At 53.1% G+C, this 15,961-nt stretch carries 16 protein-coding genes and 3 pseudogenes; 12 read left to right on the forward strand and 7 right to left on the reverse strand.

The window, feature by feature from the left end; translation table 11 throughout:
* Positions 1-342: 342 nt before the first annotated feature.
* The 5 genes and pseudogenes from ABHV46_RS05795 (at position 343) to ABHV46_RS05815 (ending at position 3,317) form a co-directional block, all read left to right on the forward strand.
* Positions 343-936 (forward strand): hypothetical protein, encoded by a 594-nt coding sequence (locus tag ABHV46_RS05795; RefSeq protein ID WP_438383567.1) that lies wholly within the window; start codon positions 343-345, stop codon positions 934-936.
* A 150-nt stretch (positions 937-1,086) separates the two neighbouring features.
* Entirely contained in the window at positions 1,087-1,446 is a 360-nt protein-coding gene (locus tag ABHV46_RS05800; RefSeq protein ID WP_438384277.1) for a Hint domain-containing protein, read from the forward strand.
* Positions 1,447-1,487: 41 nt separating this feature from the next.
* Positions 1,488-1,658: pseudogene (locus ABHV46_RS05805) on the forward strand (Hint domain-containing protein); the annotation flags it as partial.
* 267 nt (positions 1,659-1,925) lie between these two features.
* Positions 1,926-2,321 (forward strand): hypothetical protein, encoded by a 396-nt coding sequence (locus ABHV46_RS05810; protein ID WP_438383568.1) that lies wholly within the window; start codon positions 1,926-1,928, stop codon positions 2,319-2,321.
* Between the two features lie 252 nt (positions 2,322-2,573).
* Positions 2,574-3,317: an SDR family NAD(P)-dependent oxidoreductase gene (locus ABHV46_RS05815; RefSeq protein WP_438383570.1), complete on the forward strand. Its 744-nt coding sequence runs from the start codon at positions 2,574-2,576 to the stop codon at positions 3,315-3,317.
* Positions 3,318-3,390: 73 nt separating this feature from the next.
* Here the strand turns inward: ABHV46_RS05815 and ABHV46_RS05820 are convergent.
* Positions 3,391-3,687, reverse strand: a pseudogene (locus ABHV46_RS05820) (transposase); the annotation flags it as partial.
* A gap of 1 nt (position 3,688) precedes the next feature.
* Entirely contained in the window at positions 3,689-4,135 is a 447-nt protein-coding gene (locus tag ABHV46_RS05825) for a transposase (protein WP_438383572.1), read from the reverse strand.
* Between the two features lie 98 nt (positions 4,136-4,233).
* Between ABHV46_RS05825 and ABHV46_RS05830 the strand changes: the two genes are divergently transcribed.
* The gene (locus ABHV46_RS05830; RefSeq protein ID WP_438383575.1) at positions 4,234-4,524 is read left to right on the forward strand and encodes a hypothetical protein; all 291 of its coding nucleotides are present in this window, start codon (positions 4,234-4,236) and stop codon (positions 4,522-4,524) included.
* 57 nt (positions 4,525-4,581) lie between these two features.
* Here ABHV46_RS05830 and ABHV46_RS05835 read toward each other — a convergent pair whose 3' ends face one another.
* From ABHV46_RS05835 to ABHV46_RS05845, 3 genes and pseudogenes are all read right to left on the reverse strand, one after another.
* On the reverse strand, positions 4,582-5,688 hold the full coding sequence (locus tag ABHV46_RS05835; RefSeq protein WP_438384279.1) for a PLP-dependent aminotransferase family protein: 1,107 nt from the start codon (positions 5,686-5,688) through the stop codon (positions 4,582-4,584).
* A 153-nt stretch (positions 5,689-5,841) separates the two neighbouring features.
* Positions 5,842-6,057: pseudogene (locus ABHV46_RS05840) on the reverse strand (GntR family transcriptional regulator); the annotation flags it as partial.
* A 100-nt stretch (positions 6,058-6,157) separates the two neighbouring features.
* Positions 6,158-7,072: an AraC family transcriptional regulator gene (locus tag ABHV46_RS05845; RefSeq protein ID WP_438383578.1), complete on the reverse strand. Its 915-nt coding sequence runs from the start codon at positions 7,070-7,072 to the stop codon at positions 6,158-6,160.
* Positions 7,073-7,260: 188 nt separating this feature from the next.
* Here ABHV46_RS05845 and ABHV46_RS05850 point away from each other — a divergent pair, with 188 nt between their 5' ends.
* The 6 genes from ABHV46_RS05850 (at position 7,261) to ABHV46_RS05875 (ending at position 12,750) form a co-directional block, all read left to right on the forward strand.
* Positions 7,261-7,650 carry a heme-binding protein gene (locus ABHV46_RS05850; protein ID WP_438383580.1) on the forward strand — a complete coding sequence of 130 codons (390 nt, stop codon included), beginning with the start codon at positions 7,261-7,263 and terminating at the stop codon, positions 7,648-7,650.
* Entirely contained in the window at positions 7,647-8,408 is a 762-nt protein-coding gene (locus tag ABHV46_RS05855; RefSeq protein WP_438383582.1) for an SDR family oxidoreductase, read from the forward strand. The genes ABHV46_RS05850 and ABHV46_RS05855 overlap by 4 nt, the downstream gene beginning before the upstream one ends.
* 353 nt (positions 8,409-8,761) lie before the next feature.
* The gene (locus ABHV46_RS05860; RefSeq protein ID WP_438383584.1) at positions 8,762-9,658 is read left to right on the forward strand and encodes a dihydrodipicolinate synthase family protein; all 897 of its coding nucleotides are present in this window, start codon (positions 8,762-8,764) and stop codon (positions 9,656-9,658) included.
* A 45-nt stretch (positions 9,659-9,703) separates the two neighbouring features.
* Positions 9,704-10,483: an aldolase gene (locus ABHV46_RS05865; protein ID WP_438383586.1), complete on the forward strand. Its 780-nt coding sequence runs from the start codon at positions 9,704-9,706 to the stop codon at positions 10,481-10,483.
* Positions 10,484-10,706: 223 nt separating this feature from the next.
* Entirely contained in the window at positions 10,707-11,432 is a 726-nt protein-coding gene (locus ABHV46_RS05870; protein ID WP_438383587.1) for a type 1 glutamine amidotransferase, read from the forward strand.
* Positions 11,433-11,523: 91 nt separating this feature from the next.
* The gene (locus ABHV46_RS05875; RefSeq protein ID WP_438383589.1) at positions 11,524-12,750 is read left to right on the forward strand and encodes an MFS transporter; all 1,227 of its coding nucleotides are present in this window, start codon (positions 11,524-11,526) and stop codon (positions 12,748-12,750) included.
* Between the two features lie 1,189 nt (positions 12,751-13,939).
* Here ABHV46_RS05875 and ABHV46_RS05880 read toward each other — a convergent pair.
* Positions 13,940-14,563, reverse strand: a complete 624-nt coding sequence (locus ABHV46_RS05880) for a 4'-phosphopantetheinyl transferase family protein (protein ID WP_438383592.1) — start codon at positions 14,561-14,563, stop codon at positions 13,940-13,942.
* Positions 14,564-14,609: 46 nt separating this feature from the next.
* Positions 14,610-15,911: an MATE family efflux transporter gene (locus tag ABHV46_RS05885; protein WP_438383594.1), complete on the reverse strand. Its 1,302-nt coding sequence runs from the start codon at positions 15,909-15,911 to the stop codon at positions 14,610-14,612.
* Positions 15,912-15,961: the final 50 nt, after the last annotated feature.

A 15,961-nucleotide genomic window follows, 5' to 3' on the forward strand; every position in this document is an offset into this window, starting at 1 on the left:
ACCATGAAAAGATGTCATCTTTACCTGAGGAGGGTGGCCGACCTGCTTCTCCATTGATTAGCTAGCCAATATTAGACAGGGCGTAGAGCCTCTGTTGCCCAAAGCGACATTCTCAGGCCCTCGCTCAGATCAGGTTAAAACTCACCTGACTAACAGTGGCATATCGCATGCAAGATCATTTACAGACGAACACAGCATAAACTCGTGCAGGCGTTAGGCGGTAAGAACCCCTAACGCGACGAGGCTTAATTGATAATATCGATAAATAAAAATAGAAGATAAAAAATATATATTGGAGGCCGCCATTATAAAATTGCGACACGCTTTTCTGGAGATCGCAAATTGGACTATAAATATACGACGCCTGGACCCTATGCGAGTATCGTAGACGGCACTCTCAAATCAGGTGACAGCCTTGAAATAGACAACACCCTTTCAAAGTCTGTGCTTTATATTGCCAATCAGGGGTCGTCTGCGATAATTCGCCCCAGCGGTATTGTCCCGTCCGCCGGCCAATCGATGTCAATCGATGGTAAGCTGACAATCAATCTTTTGGCCCCCACCGCCATGGTCAACATCATTCAGGGCGGTGGGCCGCCTGCGGTGGGCAATGTCAGTGCCAACCTGCGGGTTGGAACGCAGGGCGTTATTACAGTGAATGGGTCCGGCCCTGACTCACGTGCGATGTTCGGAGGGGCAACCACAACGGTCGTCTTACAAAACCAAGGCGCCATCAACATCTCAAACTCAAGCCTGTATGGATGCAAGGTATCAAATTATGTGTCAGGCTTAGGCGGTGCCGCCTCTAACCCGCGCGGTAAGATAAATCTTTCTGGAGTGTATCTGCAAGGAGGCGGAAAGTATCCCTTCAGTATTTTGTCGAAAACATCTACGTTCATTGATATATCGTATCAGGATATATCAATTAATAATTAGAGCATATATTTAAACACAATAATTAATTTAACGATAAACCTTTCTGGATCAAACAACTATATCGGGTTCGGCGACAGCACAGCTCCGGGCACCCTATCCCCGGTCAAAAACCTGATTATCCGAGGTTTTGGTGCGGGAGACATACTCGATATTCCGAGCGGGACATTCTCCGACACCTGGAACTACAACAGCGTCACTGGCATTCTGACTATACAATCTGTTTACGGGACCAAACGGGAAATATCCGTCGATATCGGGTTGGGTTACGATCCGGCCCTGTTTTCGGCGGTTCCTCTCCCCAGCGGCAACAAACCCGCAGGTGAGACACAGTCATCAGGCGTTACCTATACTGGCCCTACCCCTTGCTATCTTGCGGGCACGCTCATATCGACGCCAAAAGGTTATATACCCATTGAATATCTTGGAGATGGCGACGAAATTTACGTCTTCATGAATTGTGAAAGACGGATAAAAAAATCGGTCTGGTTGCGCGAGGCACTGCTTCTGTAAAACACACCGCTTCGTCACAGCCAGACCTGGCCGGCTACCCTATACGTGTCGCACAGGGAGCCCTCGGGGACGGGATACCCTTCGCTGACACCTACGTCACGCCTGAACACTGTCTTTTCATTGACGAGCATCTCATTCCAGCTCGCCTGCTCATCAATGGTCGAACGATTGCTTACGCTCTTCATTATGAACAGTATGACTTTTATCATCTCATCCTGGATGATCATGCGATCATCTGCGCCAATGGAATGCTAAGCGAGAGCCTGTACCGAGCCCAATCTACACCATTCGAAGCTAAAGAAACGCGGGAAACTCGGCGAGGCGCTGCTCGACGCCGTGCTGCGCCTCTGGGGACAGAGCCTTCTTTCATTCGAAATGTCTTGCGCAAGTACGGTTGGTCATCGAGCCTCGAGCCTCCCCGGTTGTTCCGATACGGTGATGATTTTTACGACAGTGTTGTTCTTGTGGCTAATGAGCGCATGATCCGACCGCTCAGAAAAAAGGACCAAAGCCTAGTTTTTTCGATACCTGGTGATGTCTCTCAGGTTGTTCTTCACTCCCCTGCCCTGCGCCTATGCGATGCAATCGGAGCCTATTGGGATGACCGGCGCTCTCTGGGTATGCTGGTAGGCAATATCAGCCTTTTTGATAGCCATGGGTACAGCGCTCTTGACGAGCATCACAAATTGGAAATGCGCGTGGGCTGGAACGGTTACGAAAATGCGCAAGCAAGATGGACGAGTGGTGAGACACCAATCAATTTCCCTCCGAGAGCAGCTTATTCTCTGGGCATCCTGACGCTTGAAATCCATGACACCTGTTACGACGCAGTCGAACGGATACTTCGCGCGGAATCTGGGTCGAACGCGGCATGACATAGGCAGGTTTTACCGACAGGCCTTCGACTGGTCTATCCGACACACCAGTTCGAAGGTCTGCCGATGGCGTAGTGCAAGCGGCAAGGGATGACGACAAAGTCGCTTTATCAAACGAGCATGGGGCCCTGCGTTCGCTTCCACACCAGATGAGGTAAAATCAATAAAGAAGTCAGTAATATGGATAAATCCAAACTGAATAAATCTATATAAATCTTGAAAAAACATTCGTTCGATCAGGGATGTAGCAAGATGACAAAAAACAAGGTCGCGCTCGTCACAGGCGCATCCAAAGGTATCGGTGCTGCAATTGTCAAAGAATTGGCGCAAAGCGCCTATACGGTCTTCGTCAACTATTCTCGCGACGCAGGCGCTGCTACAACAGTAGCTGAAAATATCATCACTAACGGAGGCGCCGCGGAAATCATTAGAGGGGACGTATCCGATCCGCAAGCAGTTGCCACCATGTTCGAGACCATACGTTCAAAATATGGCCGTATCGATGTATTGGTAAACAATGCAGGAACTTATGCCACGGCTCCTCTCTCAGCCCTCAATAAAGCTGAGTTCGACCGACACTTCGAATTGAATGTCTTCGGAACGTTACTCTGCAGCATGCATGCGTCAGCATTATTCGGCGAAGAAGGTGGATCGATCATCAACATAGGGTCCTCAGTAACGTCGTTCACTCCCGAAAATTCAGTAATATACACTGCTTCCAAAGGTGCTGTGGATGCGATAACGCGGACGTTGTCAAAAGAACTCGGTAGTCGGAACGTTCGAGTGAATTCGATCAACCCGGGCCTCGTATCGACCGAGGGCCTCTCTGCTACTGGATTCTCAGATCCCGCATTTCATGCAACGATTAAAAAAATCACCCCACTTGGCCGCATAGGGGCACCTGGGGACATTGCCCCCGCAGTCGTATTTCTCGCCTCGGACGCAGCAAGCTGGATTACAGGTGAAATTCTGGTGATCGGCGGTGGACTTCACTAGCTCAGGTTGACAAGAGGCCTGCTGCAAAGCCTGGGTGCAACCAATCCACGGTTTCGTTGACAAAAAATTCCACTCAAAGCCTTGCTGCGGCGAGGTTGAGGAAACAGATGAAGGACAGGGCTGTCTTGTCGTAGCGGGTTGCGATGCGTCGCATCTGCTTGAGGCGGTTGAACATTCGCTCGATGCGGTTGCGATCCCTGTAGCGCTGCCAGTCAGTGTTTTGCGGGGTTCTGCGGCCTTTGCGTGATGGAATGTCTGGCAAGATCCCACGCATCAGCAGATCGTGGCGAAATCTGTCACTGTCATTGCCCCGATCGGCGAGCATGGCTTTGGGGGTCGGGGCAGGCAGAGTCATCAGGGCATCTGTAGCTTCATAGTCCGAGACCTGTCCTCCTGTGAGGAGAAAGCTGAGAGGGCGTCCCTGATTGTCGCATCAGGCATGGATTTTGCTCGTAAAGCCGCCGCGTGATTGACCAAAACCCTCCGAATGAGCCCCCCTTTTGCGCCCGTTGCCTGTGAGTGGGCACAGACCACGGTACATGCTGCCAATCATCACTCAGCCCCAGATCCACCAGGGTTTGCAGCAGCGCGTCCCACACACCCTGTTCAGCCCAACGGCGAAACCGGACATAGACCGAATTCCACTTGCCATAACGTTCATGCATGTCACGCCACGGACAACCGACGCGCAGAACATGCAGCATACCGTTGAGAAAACGGCGATAGTCTCCAGCCGGACGGGCCCAACGTCCGCGCTCAGGCGGCAGAAGCGGACCAATCATCGCCCATTCCCGATCCGTTAGATCACCCCGTGCCATGCCTGTTCTCTCTGCCCGACGACCAACAGACACAAAGCGAGTCAGATCTCAGGCAGGTCGTACAGACCTTCTGTCAACGATCCCTGGAACCCATCTGAATGCCGCCAGCGAAACTGCCCCGTGAGACACAGGCAGAGATTGTGCAATGCACGCTGACCGGCAATTTTGAAAAAGCCAAATATGTGACGCGCACCGCCTTGAGGAGATTGGACGAGGCGCAGGCAGCGCGATTGGCAAAGAAGATGGAGAATGAAAAAGCTGAAGCTCCAATTCCTTTTCCAATGAAAGCATCAGCTGGCCTCGTACCTGGAGGATCTCAGCGCTCCCAAAAACTTCAGTGCAAGGAAGAACATCGAAAATTTTATATGCCTCGGGCGAAAGATGAATGAGCTTCCTCCAAGTCTCGTACCCGGCAAAAAACTTCACACCGCTCCACCAACCCTACGTCAACAGAATACTGTTTTATGTTGAGCAAGTACATCAACGGCTTTCGCAATTTCATCTGTATTGAGGTGTGCGTAGCCGAATCTGAAATAATTGATGTCGTTTTGTGAGCCGATAAAAAAACGTTTTCCGCGTTCAATATGCAGACCGGCCTTCTTTGCCGAAACTGTCCAAGCATCACCATCTATGCGAGCATCTATTTTCATCCAAACTGCCAGACCTCCCGCAGGGACGGAAAATGTCACCGCATTGCTCAGCTTCTCGCGAACCTCCTTCAACAGGAAGTCGCGCCTCTGAGCATAGACACGTTTGGCTTTACGTGCATGCCGACCAAGGACACCGTTACGGATCATGAGCGCCATGGCCTCTTCCAAAGGCACGTCGCCTTGACGGTCAATCGCCTCGCGCAAATCCGTCATGCGTCTCAGAATATCCGGTGGCGCAATAACATATCCCAATCGCAATGACGGTATCGTCAACTTGGAAAGTGAACCAATATGAATCAGCCGCTGATCGGCACCAACTCGCGCAGCAAGAGGCAGAACCGGGGCACTATCGAAGCGGTAATCATGATCATAGTCATCTTCGATGATGAGCAGATCATGCTGCCTCGCCAATTCCAGCAGTTTCAAGCGTCGTCCAGCCCCAAGAGTTACTGTAGTCGGATATTGATGATGGGGCGTGACATAGACGGCCCTTATGCCCGGATCATGCCTCAACATCTGCGCCAGACAATCGACATCAAGTCCTTCATGATCCACAGGAACACCAATGACGCGAGCCCCGCCTGCGCGGAAGCTCGACCAGGCAAACGGATAACCCGGATCTTCGACCGCGACGCCATCACCCGGCGACAGATTGGCTGACGCAGCCAAAAAAAGGCCCATCTGGCTGCCATGCGTGATGAGAACATTATCAGCCGAGATCGAGAGACCTCGAGCGTTCAAAAACTCTTCGGCAAGCGCTGCGCGCAACGCAGATGCACCCTGAGAGTCGGCATAGCCGCTGCGTGACAGGAAGCGCGACGACGTCAGAACCGTACGAAAGGCACGTGCCAGTTCCACTCGAGGCATAAGCCGTGGATCGGGTGTGCCGTCGGTAATCGTCAATAGGGATCCAGGGCGCTTTGCCGACCCGGGAGGGCGTTCGGAGAGGTGGAGAGGCTTAGGTTCAGTCCGTATCGCACTGGGAAGGTCCTCAGCCACGAATGTTCCGCGAGATGAACGGGAAACCAGCCAGCCCTGCATGACCAATTCGTGGTAAGCGGCATCAACCGTATTACGATGTAGACCAAGAGTACGCGCAAGGGCACGGGTCCCAGGCAGAATTTGACCTGGCCTCAGGCGTCCCCGCTGAATCTCACGTATAAGAGATTCAGCCAGATCGATGAAAACCGGCCTTGTCGGATCGCCGATCAGTTCAAGCGTCAATTCTTGGCGTAACGACAAAACAACGTATCTCCCTGCTTCATGGCCCATCGCGTACGAGAATTGTTTCCAACATATTCTGGCCTCTTGAAGGCGCACACATCAACAGTCGGGAGCAGATGCACAAGCTGGAAATCGCTCCATTGCCTCGTCATGATCTGCGATATCTGTCAGGGCTGCAGCCATAGGTTTTCGAGAAAGCATCGCGAAAAGCGCGTTCCGACAGATAGCCAACTTTTGCAGCAACCGACTCAATCTTCATCTTTCGATCCGATCTGAGCAGATCGGCGGCAAAGGCCATGCGCCAGCCTATCAGATGCTCCATCGGCGTCATACCAACCAGCCGTCGAAAACGGTCGGCGAAAGCCGAGCGCGACATGCCAACTTGCTGGGCAAGCCCCGATACGGTCCAGACCACCGAAAGGTCATCATGCATCAACTGCAGAGCCCTGTGGATTCTGGTGTCACCCATCGCCCTCAGCCATCCGGCGCCGTCGATCCGGGCATTGTCCCTGATCGCCCGCCTGAGGGTCCGTATCATCAGTATCTCTGCCAACCGGTCGACTGTGGTCGACGCACCGGGCTCGGCGCTTGCAATCTCGTCACGCATCATCTCCCGAACCTGACGCGACAGAGTATCGGCCTCATTTGCAGGCACATGCAGGATTGGCGGCAATTCCTGAAACAGCAGAGGGGCCTCCGCCGATATGAGCGTAAAACACCCGACCACAAGAGAAACACCTGCGCCTGTATTCTCCTGATATTCCAGGGTATTCGTCTCTTGCCATGCCGCAAGCTGGGATGCGGTCAAAGGCGTTGTGAAGGTAATCTCAGCATCGCTGCGAAGATGGAAGCGGGAGGCAGCAGGAAAAAAGAGAAAATCTCCCGCGCGCAAAGCAATGAGCGGCCCCTCGTCCTGATTGATGAGGCAATGCCCCTCCATCACGGCAATAAAAACAGCATGCTGCTTTGGAAAAGCCAGACCATAGCGCCCTGCCAAGGTGATACGCCCCCACACCTCTCCTTGCGTTCTGAGAGACAGGAAGATCCGGTCGAGCAGATCCATTCTGCAACGCCCCCTCTGCTGAGTGACATCTGGCGTTTTCAGCCGGATTTATGGATGTATAGGGATATATCCGCCAGACCCTATCGATAAGGTTGAGCTCTTACAAGCTGGCAGCACGAAGGAAGACGCCAATCGCTCAGCGCGATCTGCGGCTTTCGCATGATGCCCCAGATGGAAAGAGCTTCACAATGCACACGCTCTACAGCCGCATCGACAAGGCGATGACCGCCATCGCAGCGCATTCGGATCGATATTGTTGTTGCGTCCTCAACAAGCAGGGGCAGGAAATCCTGTTTTTCCGAAGCACCGAAATCCTGCCCTGTAGTGAGGGTTTCAGCCGTGCAAAGGCCGTTACCGCTCATGCCTTTCAGCTCGACACGCAGACGCTGCTTGTCCTGCCGCAAATCACAGGGGCCATCAAGGACACACGCTACTGCTTTCTTGCGGGTGGACTGATCTCTCACGGCCCGACCGGCGAAACGCTGTTCATCGGGCTGTCGAGCGACAAGCCGGACAGCGATCACACGGCAGCACAGGCTGCTGCACAGGCCCTTACCTCCACGGAGATATCGTCATGACCAGCATTCTCATTACCGGCGCCGGAACAGGCTTCGGCCGCATGCTCGCCTTTTCCCTCGCGCGTCGCGGCCACACCGTGCATGCCGGGGTTGAATTAACCTCGCAGGTCGGCACGTTGCGGCAGGAGGCAGAGGCATTGGGGCTGACGCTCGAAGTCTCGAGGCTCGACATCACTTCAGCTCGTGACCGTGCGCGTATTCTTCGCGAAGATTTCGATATCCTCGTCAACAATGCCGGTATTGGTCAGGGCGGCTCGCTCGCCGACATGCCCGACGATGTTTTGCGCGAGCAGTATGAAATCAACTTCTTTGCAACGGTCGCCCTGACGCGTGAATATCTCCATGCCCGCAGGAATAGCGGGCCGACACGCATCGTTTTCATGTCGTCCATTGGCGGTATCCTGACCGTTCCGTTTGCAGGGGCCTATTGCGGCTCGAAACACGCGCTCGAAACGCTTGCGCAATCACTGCATCAGGAATTTGCCGAGCGCGATGTCACCATCGCCACCATCAATCCGGGCCCTTATCAGACGAATTTCAACGACCTGATCATGGAAGGGCCGCGCTACTGGCAAAGCGAGAACGATCTCTTCGATTACAGCGCGCTCCGCTTCGACATGCCGCAATACAAGAACGATCAGGATATCGAGACCATGGCCGATATCACACTCGATCCCAAATCGCGCTTCCGCAATATCCTGCCACGCGAACTGGAACAGCATATCCGCGAGCAGGAACAGGCAGTCTGGAACTGGTGATGACGTGATCCTGGCCTCGTCCATCGGGCGGGGCCAGGATACCTGCTGCCACTCCCGCGCGGCAAGCACACTGGGCATCATCTGCATATCGCTACTCGCGGTATCATCGGTACCCGGAGTGCCGACGAAAGACGAGATCTTTAAGACGCTTCACGCCTGAAAGAGACCCGGCCGTCCTCCGGGAGCCAATTCAACACGTAGCTGCGGAAGAACGCATTACGCCGCCCGAGTAAATCGGGCAGCCAATACAGCCACCCAAACCGGCCTATCCAGTTTATCGAAACCGGACCTTTTTATAGTCCGGTCGGTGTGGTGCATTCCTCGAGACTAAGATGACTGAGGGAACGAGCATCATGAAATTTTCCGGCGTAAGCGCATTTCCGATAACGCCCATGAACGAAGAAGGGATCGATCAAGCCGGTTTTGAGCGCCTGATCAGGCGCCTTGTCGAAGCCGGGGTCAGTTCCATCGGCGTCGCAGGATCGACGGGAAATTATCCCTATCTGACCCATGATGAGCGTGTGGAAATTGCCCATGCTGCCGTAAGCTGTGCCACCGGAACACCCGTCATCGCCAGTATAGGGGCGTTCCGCACACGGGAAGTGCTCTCACTCGCCGACCATCTGCAAAGCGTTGGTATCGACGCCCTGCTCCTGCCGATCGTGTCCTATCATGGACTGGGAGAGGAAGAGGTCTTCTCCCTATTCAGATCGGTCAGTCAGAACGTCTCTGTCCCGATTATTATCTATGATTCGCCGATCATCAGCCGTTTTGCCATCTCCGACGCGCTCTACGCCAGGATCTGCGCTTTGCCGCATATCGGCTCCATCAAGGTGCCGAGCGGATGGCCGACCGGAAATGAAGCCGTACAACGCATACAGCGACTGGCGCAGACGCTTCCTTCGACCACAATCATCGGTGCGAGCGGCGATGACACGGTGTCCGAAGGCGTCAAGGCTGGTGCGAAGATCTGGTACTCCGAATGGGGCGGGCTTTTCCCGCAGAAGGCGAAAGCCCTGATGCAGGCATCCCTCACCAGCGACGAAGAGCTGATCACGCAAATCTCGAAGCAGTTCGCGCCATTCTGGAAGATCTCTCACAAATACGGCGGCAGCATACGGCCAATCTCCGCAGCAGCATCCATTCTGGGTCTTACCGGCAGGGATAACCTGCCGCTTCCCTTGCAGGGGGTCAGTGATGAGGATCGGACAATGCTGGAGCAGGCAATCGCACGTCACGACATGAACTGAGCCCACTCTCCACGCGCCACATCAAACAAATCGGAGAACGCCCCCATGCAGATCGCTGATCTTCGCGAGAAATCCTATTTCAATGAACGCGCCACGCGCGAAATGGCCATGCACCTGAAAGAGACGCCTCAAAACCCCAGGGAAACTCTTGCCTATGCCTGCAAGATCCTTGCGATGACGGGCCAGGAGGCAGGGCTTGCCGGGCAGATCAGCCTGCTTTCCGAACGACCGGGTGCGTACTGGACCCTGCGCTTCGGCCTGGGCTTTGATGAAGCAACGGCAGATGATTTTATCGAGGTGGATCGCGACCTGAACACGCTGACCGGCGAAGGCATGGCCAATCCGGCCACGCGTTTCCATCTTTGGGTTTACGATGCGCGGCCGGACGTCATGTCGCTCATCCATACCCATGCCCCCTGGGTCTCGGCCCTTGCTGCCGCACGACAGCCTCTTGTGGTCGCCCAGATGGATATGACCCCGCTCTATGACGATTGCGCTTTTCTCGGCGAATGGCCGGGCGTGCCGATTGCAGATCATGAGGGCGTGATCATTTCGAAGGCCTTGGGTGATCGCAAATCTATCATCCTCGCCCATCATGGCTATCTGACCGCCGGCATCTCAATTCAGGAGGCGACCTATCTCGCCGTCTATCTCGAACGTGCCGCCAGGATGCAGGTCAGGGCGCAGTCTTTCGGGCCGCTTACCCCTGTCGACGATCCCCTCGCCCGCGAAGCGCATGACTATCTTCTGCAGCCATCGATCGTGAACGCGACCTTCAGATACTGGTCGCGGCAAGCCGACAGAGTGTCCGCCACGGGTCGCTGAATTTTTTACGGTCAGGTGTCAGCTGAGACCTGTCCTTGTGCTTTCCCGCCTATGCCAAAAGCTGTGCCTCATCTTCATGAAGGCCAGCAGGCGGAATGAGAAAAAGCGCAGACGATTATGGGTATTTAATCGCCTGTCCGACTCAATCACCTGACGGAATGATGCTGCCTCCTGTGAGGCAGTGTCAGCAAGAACTGAGAAGCTCCTCTGGAAAACGGACGCCATGAGAGTACATTTCATCATTCATGAGGCCTTTGAGGGGCCGGGCGCACTCACCCTCTGGACGCTGCATCACGGATATACCAGCACCGTAACGCGTCTTTACGAGCATGATCCCCTGCCCTCCTCTCTCGACAAAATCGACATGCTCATCGTGATGGGCGGCCCGCAATCTCCGGCAACAACGCAGGAAGAATGCCCGCATTTCGACTCCCTTGCCGAGCAATCGTTCATAAGGGAGGCTATTGCTGCCGGAAAAGCCGTAATCGGTATTTGCCTTGGCGCCCAGTTGATCGGTGCTGCGCTGGGCGCGCCGTACGAGCGCAGTCCGGAACCTGAAATCGGCAAATACCCCATCACCCTTACCAAAGCAGGACGCCGGAGCGCCAATCTTGCTGCATTCGGATCTCGTCTGGAGGTCGGCCACTGGCATAACGACATGCCTGGTTTAACTCCCCAGGCAACAATCCTCGCTACAAGCTCAGGCTGCCCCAGACAGATCGTGCAATACGCACCTCTCGTCTTCGGCTTCCAGTGTCATCTGGAATTTACCCGTGATCTGGTTGAGCTGCTTATCGACGCTTCGCAAATGGAATTACGTCAGCTGGCTGACCGACCCTTCGTTCAGACACCCGAAACGCTGCGCGCTCACGACTATCGGGACATGAATACCCGGATGTTCGCATTTCTGGACTGTCTCGTCTCGCAAATCTCGCCGACACAGTCCTGAGAAAACATCCGGGCCCAAAACAATGGGGCAACGCTCTGTCGACTGAAGCGCAAACTTTTGCCGACAAGGGAAAGCAGGCTGGAGCAGAAGCATGAGCATCGAAACAGACCAGAAAAGCGTGCATGGAGCCGCCAACCAATCGCCATGGCTTTTTCTGATAATCGGGCTTGGTGCCTTTGCCATCGGCACAGCAGAATTTGCCGCGATGAGCCTCGTGCCTCTTGTCGCTCATCGTTTCGCATTGAGTGTCCCTCAGGCTGGATGGACCGTTGTTTTCTATGCGCTCGGTGTCTGTATCGGCGCCCCGATCATTGCCCTTGTCAGTGCAGGGCGCGCCCATCGATCAACCCTGATTGCGACCATGCTGCTCTATACGCTTGGCAATGCGTTGAGCGCGGCGGCGCCCAATGCGATCTGTCTGTTTCTCTTCCGCTTCATGACCGGTCTGCCTCATGGCGCCTATTTCAGCACCGCCAGTCTGGTAGCGGCCTCGCTTGTTGCTCCGGAAAAACGGGCTTCTGCCGTGGGAAAGGTCTTTCTCGGGTTGACAAACGCCACGATTGTCGGGGTGCCGCTGGCCAACCTTCTGTCCCAGATATCCGGCTGGCGTATTGTGTTTGGTTTGATCGCAACACTCTCCTGCCTGACCACGTGTCTGCTCTGGCGCTTCATTCCACATAATGCCGAACTGCCGCAGACCAGTCTGCGCGAGGAAGTTCGCGCCCTGCGCAACACACGGGTCTGTCTGATCCTGGCGATTGGCGGCATAGGCTTTGGCAGTCTGTTTTGCGTCTATACCTATCTTGCATCGATCATGACGGCCGTGACCCACGCAAACCCGAGTTTCACGCCTCTGATACTGGCGATTTTCGGTATCGGCCTGACAATCGGCACATCGATCTGCTCCCATCTTGCCGACAGGAAGATGAGCACCACGCTCGGCGGCGTCCTGATACTTGGTGCGGTCTCGACCGCCCTTTTCCCACTTGCCTCTCGATCCCTTATCCCGCTCGGCATCGATATCTTCTTCATCGGCGCAAGTGGTGGGCTTTCCGCCGTTGTTTCCGCCTATCTTCTTTCAGTCGCAAGGGAAGGAAAAAATCTTGCCGTCGCTCTGAGCCACAGCGCATTTAATATCGCTAATGCCTTGGGGCCATGGCTAGGGGGACTGGCCATTACGGTTGGAATGGGATGGACATCAGTAGGGTGGGTTGGTTGCGCTCTGTCATTGACAGCCCTGTGTATGTTTCTCTTTGAGTTCTCTCGATACAACCATTCAAACCCATGCGTTGAGATGGAGCCCAACCAGAAAGGATAAAGTTTCCTAGCGCCAAAGAGACCTCGAATGATTTTTCATTCCTGTTCGCTATCGTCATAAGAACGCAGGACTATAGAAATGCGCGTTGCCTGGCAGGTCGTAACAGCACGTTTTGCTGCCACGCTGGGTAGCTCAGCCCTGTCGATCACCAAATGCCGGTTTTACGATCGATAGAACTAAATTTAATCGCTCACTTTACCTGGCTTGGCATATCCAAATCCAGCAGCACTCCTCGGCTGATCACGATCAGTCTACGAGCCGAAAGAGCCTTTGTGACAGGCCTTACTAAGCGAGCCCTTGCCTTCCCGGATTGTTTGTCCAAGAATGAGAAGAGAAAGAAAACAGGAAGAAGCGCGTAGCCAGCGAGATACCTCAAATCATTGAAAATAGTGATGCGGGACACCCAGAGTATTGAGGTTCGAGTCCCATAGTTCGCACCACTATCTCATTGCAATTAGCTACGTTGCCAAAAGTTCTCATTCGAGCCGCCCGAGATCCGATTCGCTTTGTGTAAGTAGGATAACGGGCGAAGCGGATAAATATGACGCGGGGAGATCTTACGGATCAGCAATCGACGCTGATTAGTCCGCCTCTGCCATCTAAACGAGGACTTTAGGCTGAACTGGGTATGTGGGACTCCTCCCTACAAACTTCGATAGATTGGGGACCGAGTGATGACCGGCAGCGCATGACCCCGCGACACTGTAGCCTGTGCCCAGGTTTACCGAGGCTATGATAGTCACTGTTTCCGCGAGTATCAGATGATCCACGGGACCCTTACGATAATTCCATCGCGATGAGGCCGCAACTCGTGCCGACAAAAACGCCTTGTCCTTCGCTGGTTTCCTCAATCTCGCCGCGACAAGGCGCTAGCTTGTTTTTTGTTAACGCAAGCTACGACGGATCAGGAAACATGTCTCGTCCAAACGCCGGATATCATCAGACTGAATCTTTTGGGGACGCAGGGCGCGGACAAATACGGAGACGCATTTCAGGCTACACCGATGAATTGCCTCATATGAGACGAAAATGGCCAGATCGAGGAATGTTTCTCTAACAAAAAGGTTCAGTGGGAAACTGAAATACAGCCGCTCCGTGTGGCGATCAGCTAAAGGGGGAATCGATACCGTTTGTAGTCGACTGAAGACGCGCTCGTCGTCGAGATCTGCCACGCAGCCGTTAACGTGATCTAAATATGAATTTGTGTCTTACAAAGATAGAAAGCGACGCAATGTCGCCCGTAAAAATAGTATAAACCAATATCATTGGTACAATCTCCCACCCGCGAACAAAAAGTTCCAGTCAGAATATCTACATCTATTTCTATTTCTATTTCTATTTCTACTGGGCTGTTAAACGACTTCTGCATTGCAGTTTTCGCTTTGAAAAAGGCCTCTTTCGAGCAGAAAAGAGCCGTCTTGACCATCTCCCGCTGAGGATATGGCAGGGATTCTAAGAACTCTATTTCTCTCCTGGAAAACAATAGATCCAGAATTCCGTCCTCAATATGCCCTACGATTTCGGTATCGATCCCAATATTCTCGTAGTCTCTCGCGGATGCGCCCGCGGCTAAAGCCATTTTCCTTGAATGCGTAATCGTCCCTACTAGCCCTCTTGGCCATACAGGAGCACCAGAGGCTGAGATGCCTAGATCTGTATCATACCGACCCAACACCGAGCAGATCGCTCTTGCGCAGGCTCGGCCTGCAGCAAATTCCAGCCTGCGCCTGGCCGATGCGCGCTGCAATGATACAGCGTCCGTCTGCAAAAGCGGATAGCGACCAGCTTCGAGATCCGCTTTTGCAACGATCACATTCGTAGGCAGGCAGTTGCACCATGCGCGCGTTAGGTCTACCAACTCAATAATCCAAACGTCGAATAGCTGAACGCAAGAAATGTAAGGCTAGAATAGCTTGGCAAGCGTACGAAGACACCTCGACAATAGACAATGATACGAAAGACAAACTTGAAACGGCAGATTGGAATGCAAGCAGCGCGCCGAAGAGAAACATCTGCGAGGCCGCTGCACCGAAAGACAATCCAGATCTTCCAAGTGCCTGCAGCGCGTTAGAGATCACCATGGAGATACCCAACGGGAGAAAGCTGAGAGCTTTTATTTTCATATACGTTATTGCATATTTTTCGATATTTTCATCCGAAGATATGAAATTTATAAATATATGCCCCAAAAGTATAATCAATACCGCCCCAATAAACATCGATATAGACGTAATAATGATTCCATAATTTATGGATTTCAAAATATTTTCTTTGTGCTTAATTCCATGATTTTGCCCAACAATCGGTGCTGTCGCAAAAGCTGCGGAAAGAGCCGGCCAGAACAACAACTGCAATGTTCTTGACCCTATTCCGAGACCGGCCTGAGCATCGGCTCCATAAGGACTCACTAGTGAGTATATAATCGCACCAACAACAAACATGATCAAAATCTCGCCTGATGCCGGAATACCAACACGAGAAATAGAAAACACTGTTTCTCTCGATGGAATCTGTACAAGCGATATCAAGGATTCATGACCGCGGATATATAATGCAAACAATATCGCCAATCCAACCATATTGGAAACAGAGCTGGCAATAGCGGTTCCGACAACACCTAACGGATAGGAGATCAGCCATCCGAAGGTCAGACAGGGCGCAAGGACAATGTTGATGACGATCATCACCAATAGAGCACCGACGGGTGCGCTTAGCATACCGCTTGCTCTGAAAAAAGCGCTTATAGCAGCGATCGGCAGAGGGAGCACAAGAGCGGGAAGGAAAAACAAAAGATAATGTTTGGATATTGCATTGACATGACTGTCAGTTGCAATCGCCTTCAAATACGTGCCTGAACACAGAGCGATCAGTACCAGATAGGCGACCATGATGATTAACGAAAAGTTCAGAGCATCTGCCGCGGCTTTTAGAAATCCTGCCTTGTCCTTGCTGCCGATAATAGGAGCGAGGCAGGCAATCCCGCCAGAAGAGAAGACCTGCGAAAACACCGAAGTAAGAAGCAACAGTGTAAAAACTGCAGAGACAGCGGCAACATCCTGCGCGCTGAAATAGGAAACGCAATACGTGTCTACTACGAGGCAGAGTGACTGAAATACGATGCCCAAGAAAATTGCAGGACATGATTTCAGCAGATGGCCCAAGATCGGGCCATCTGTGTAATCTACCGTCTTGAGTCTCTTTTTGTCCCCCT

This window comes from Asaia sp. BMEF1, assembly GCF_051628905.1.
Classification (GTDB): domain Bacteria; phylum Pseudomonadota; class Alphaproteobacteria; order Acetobacterales; family Acetobacteraceae; genus Asaia.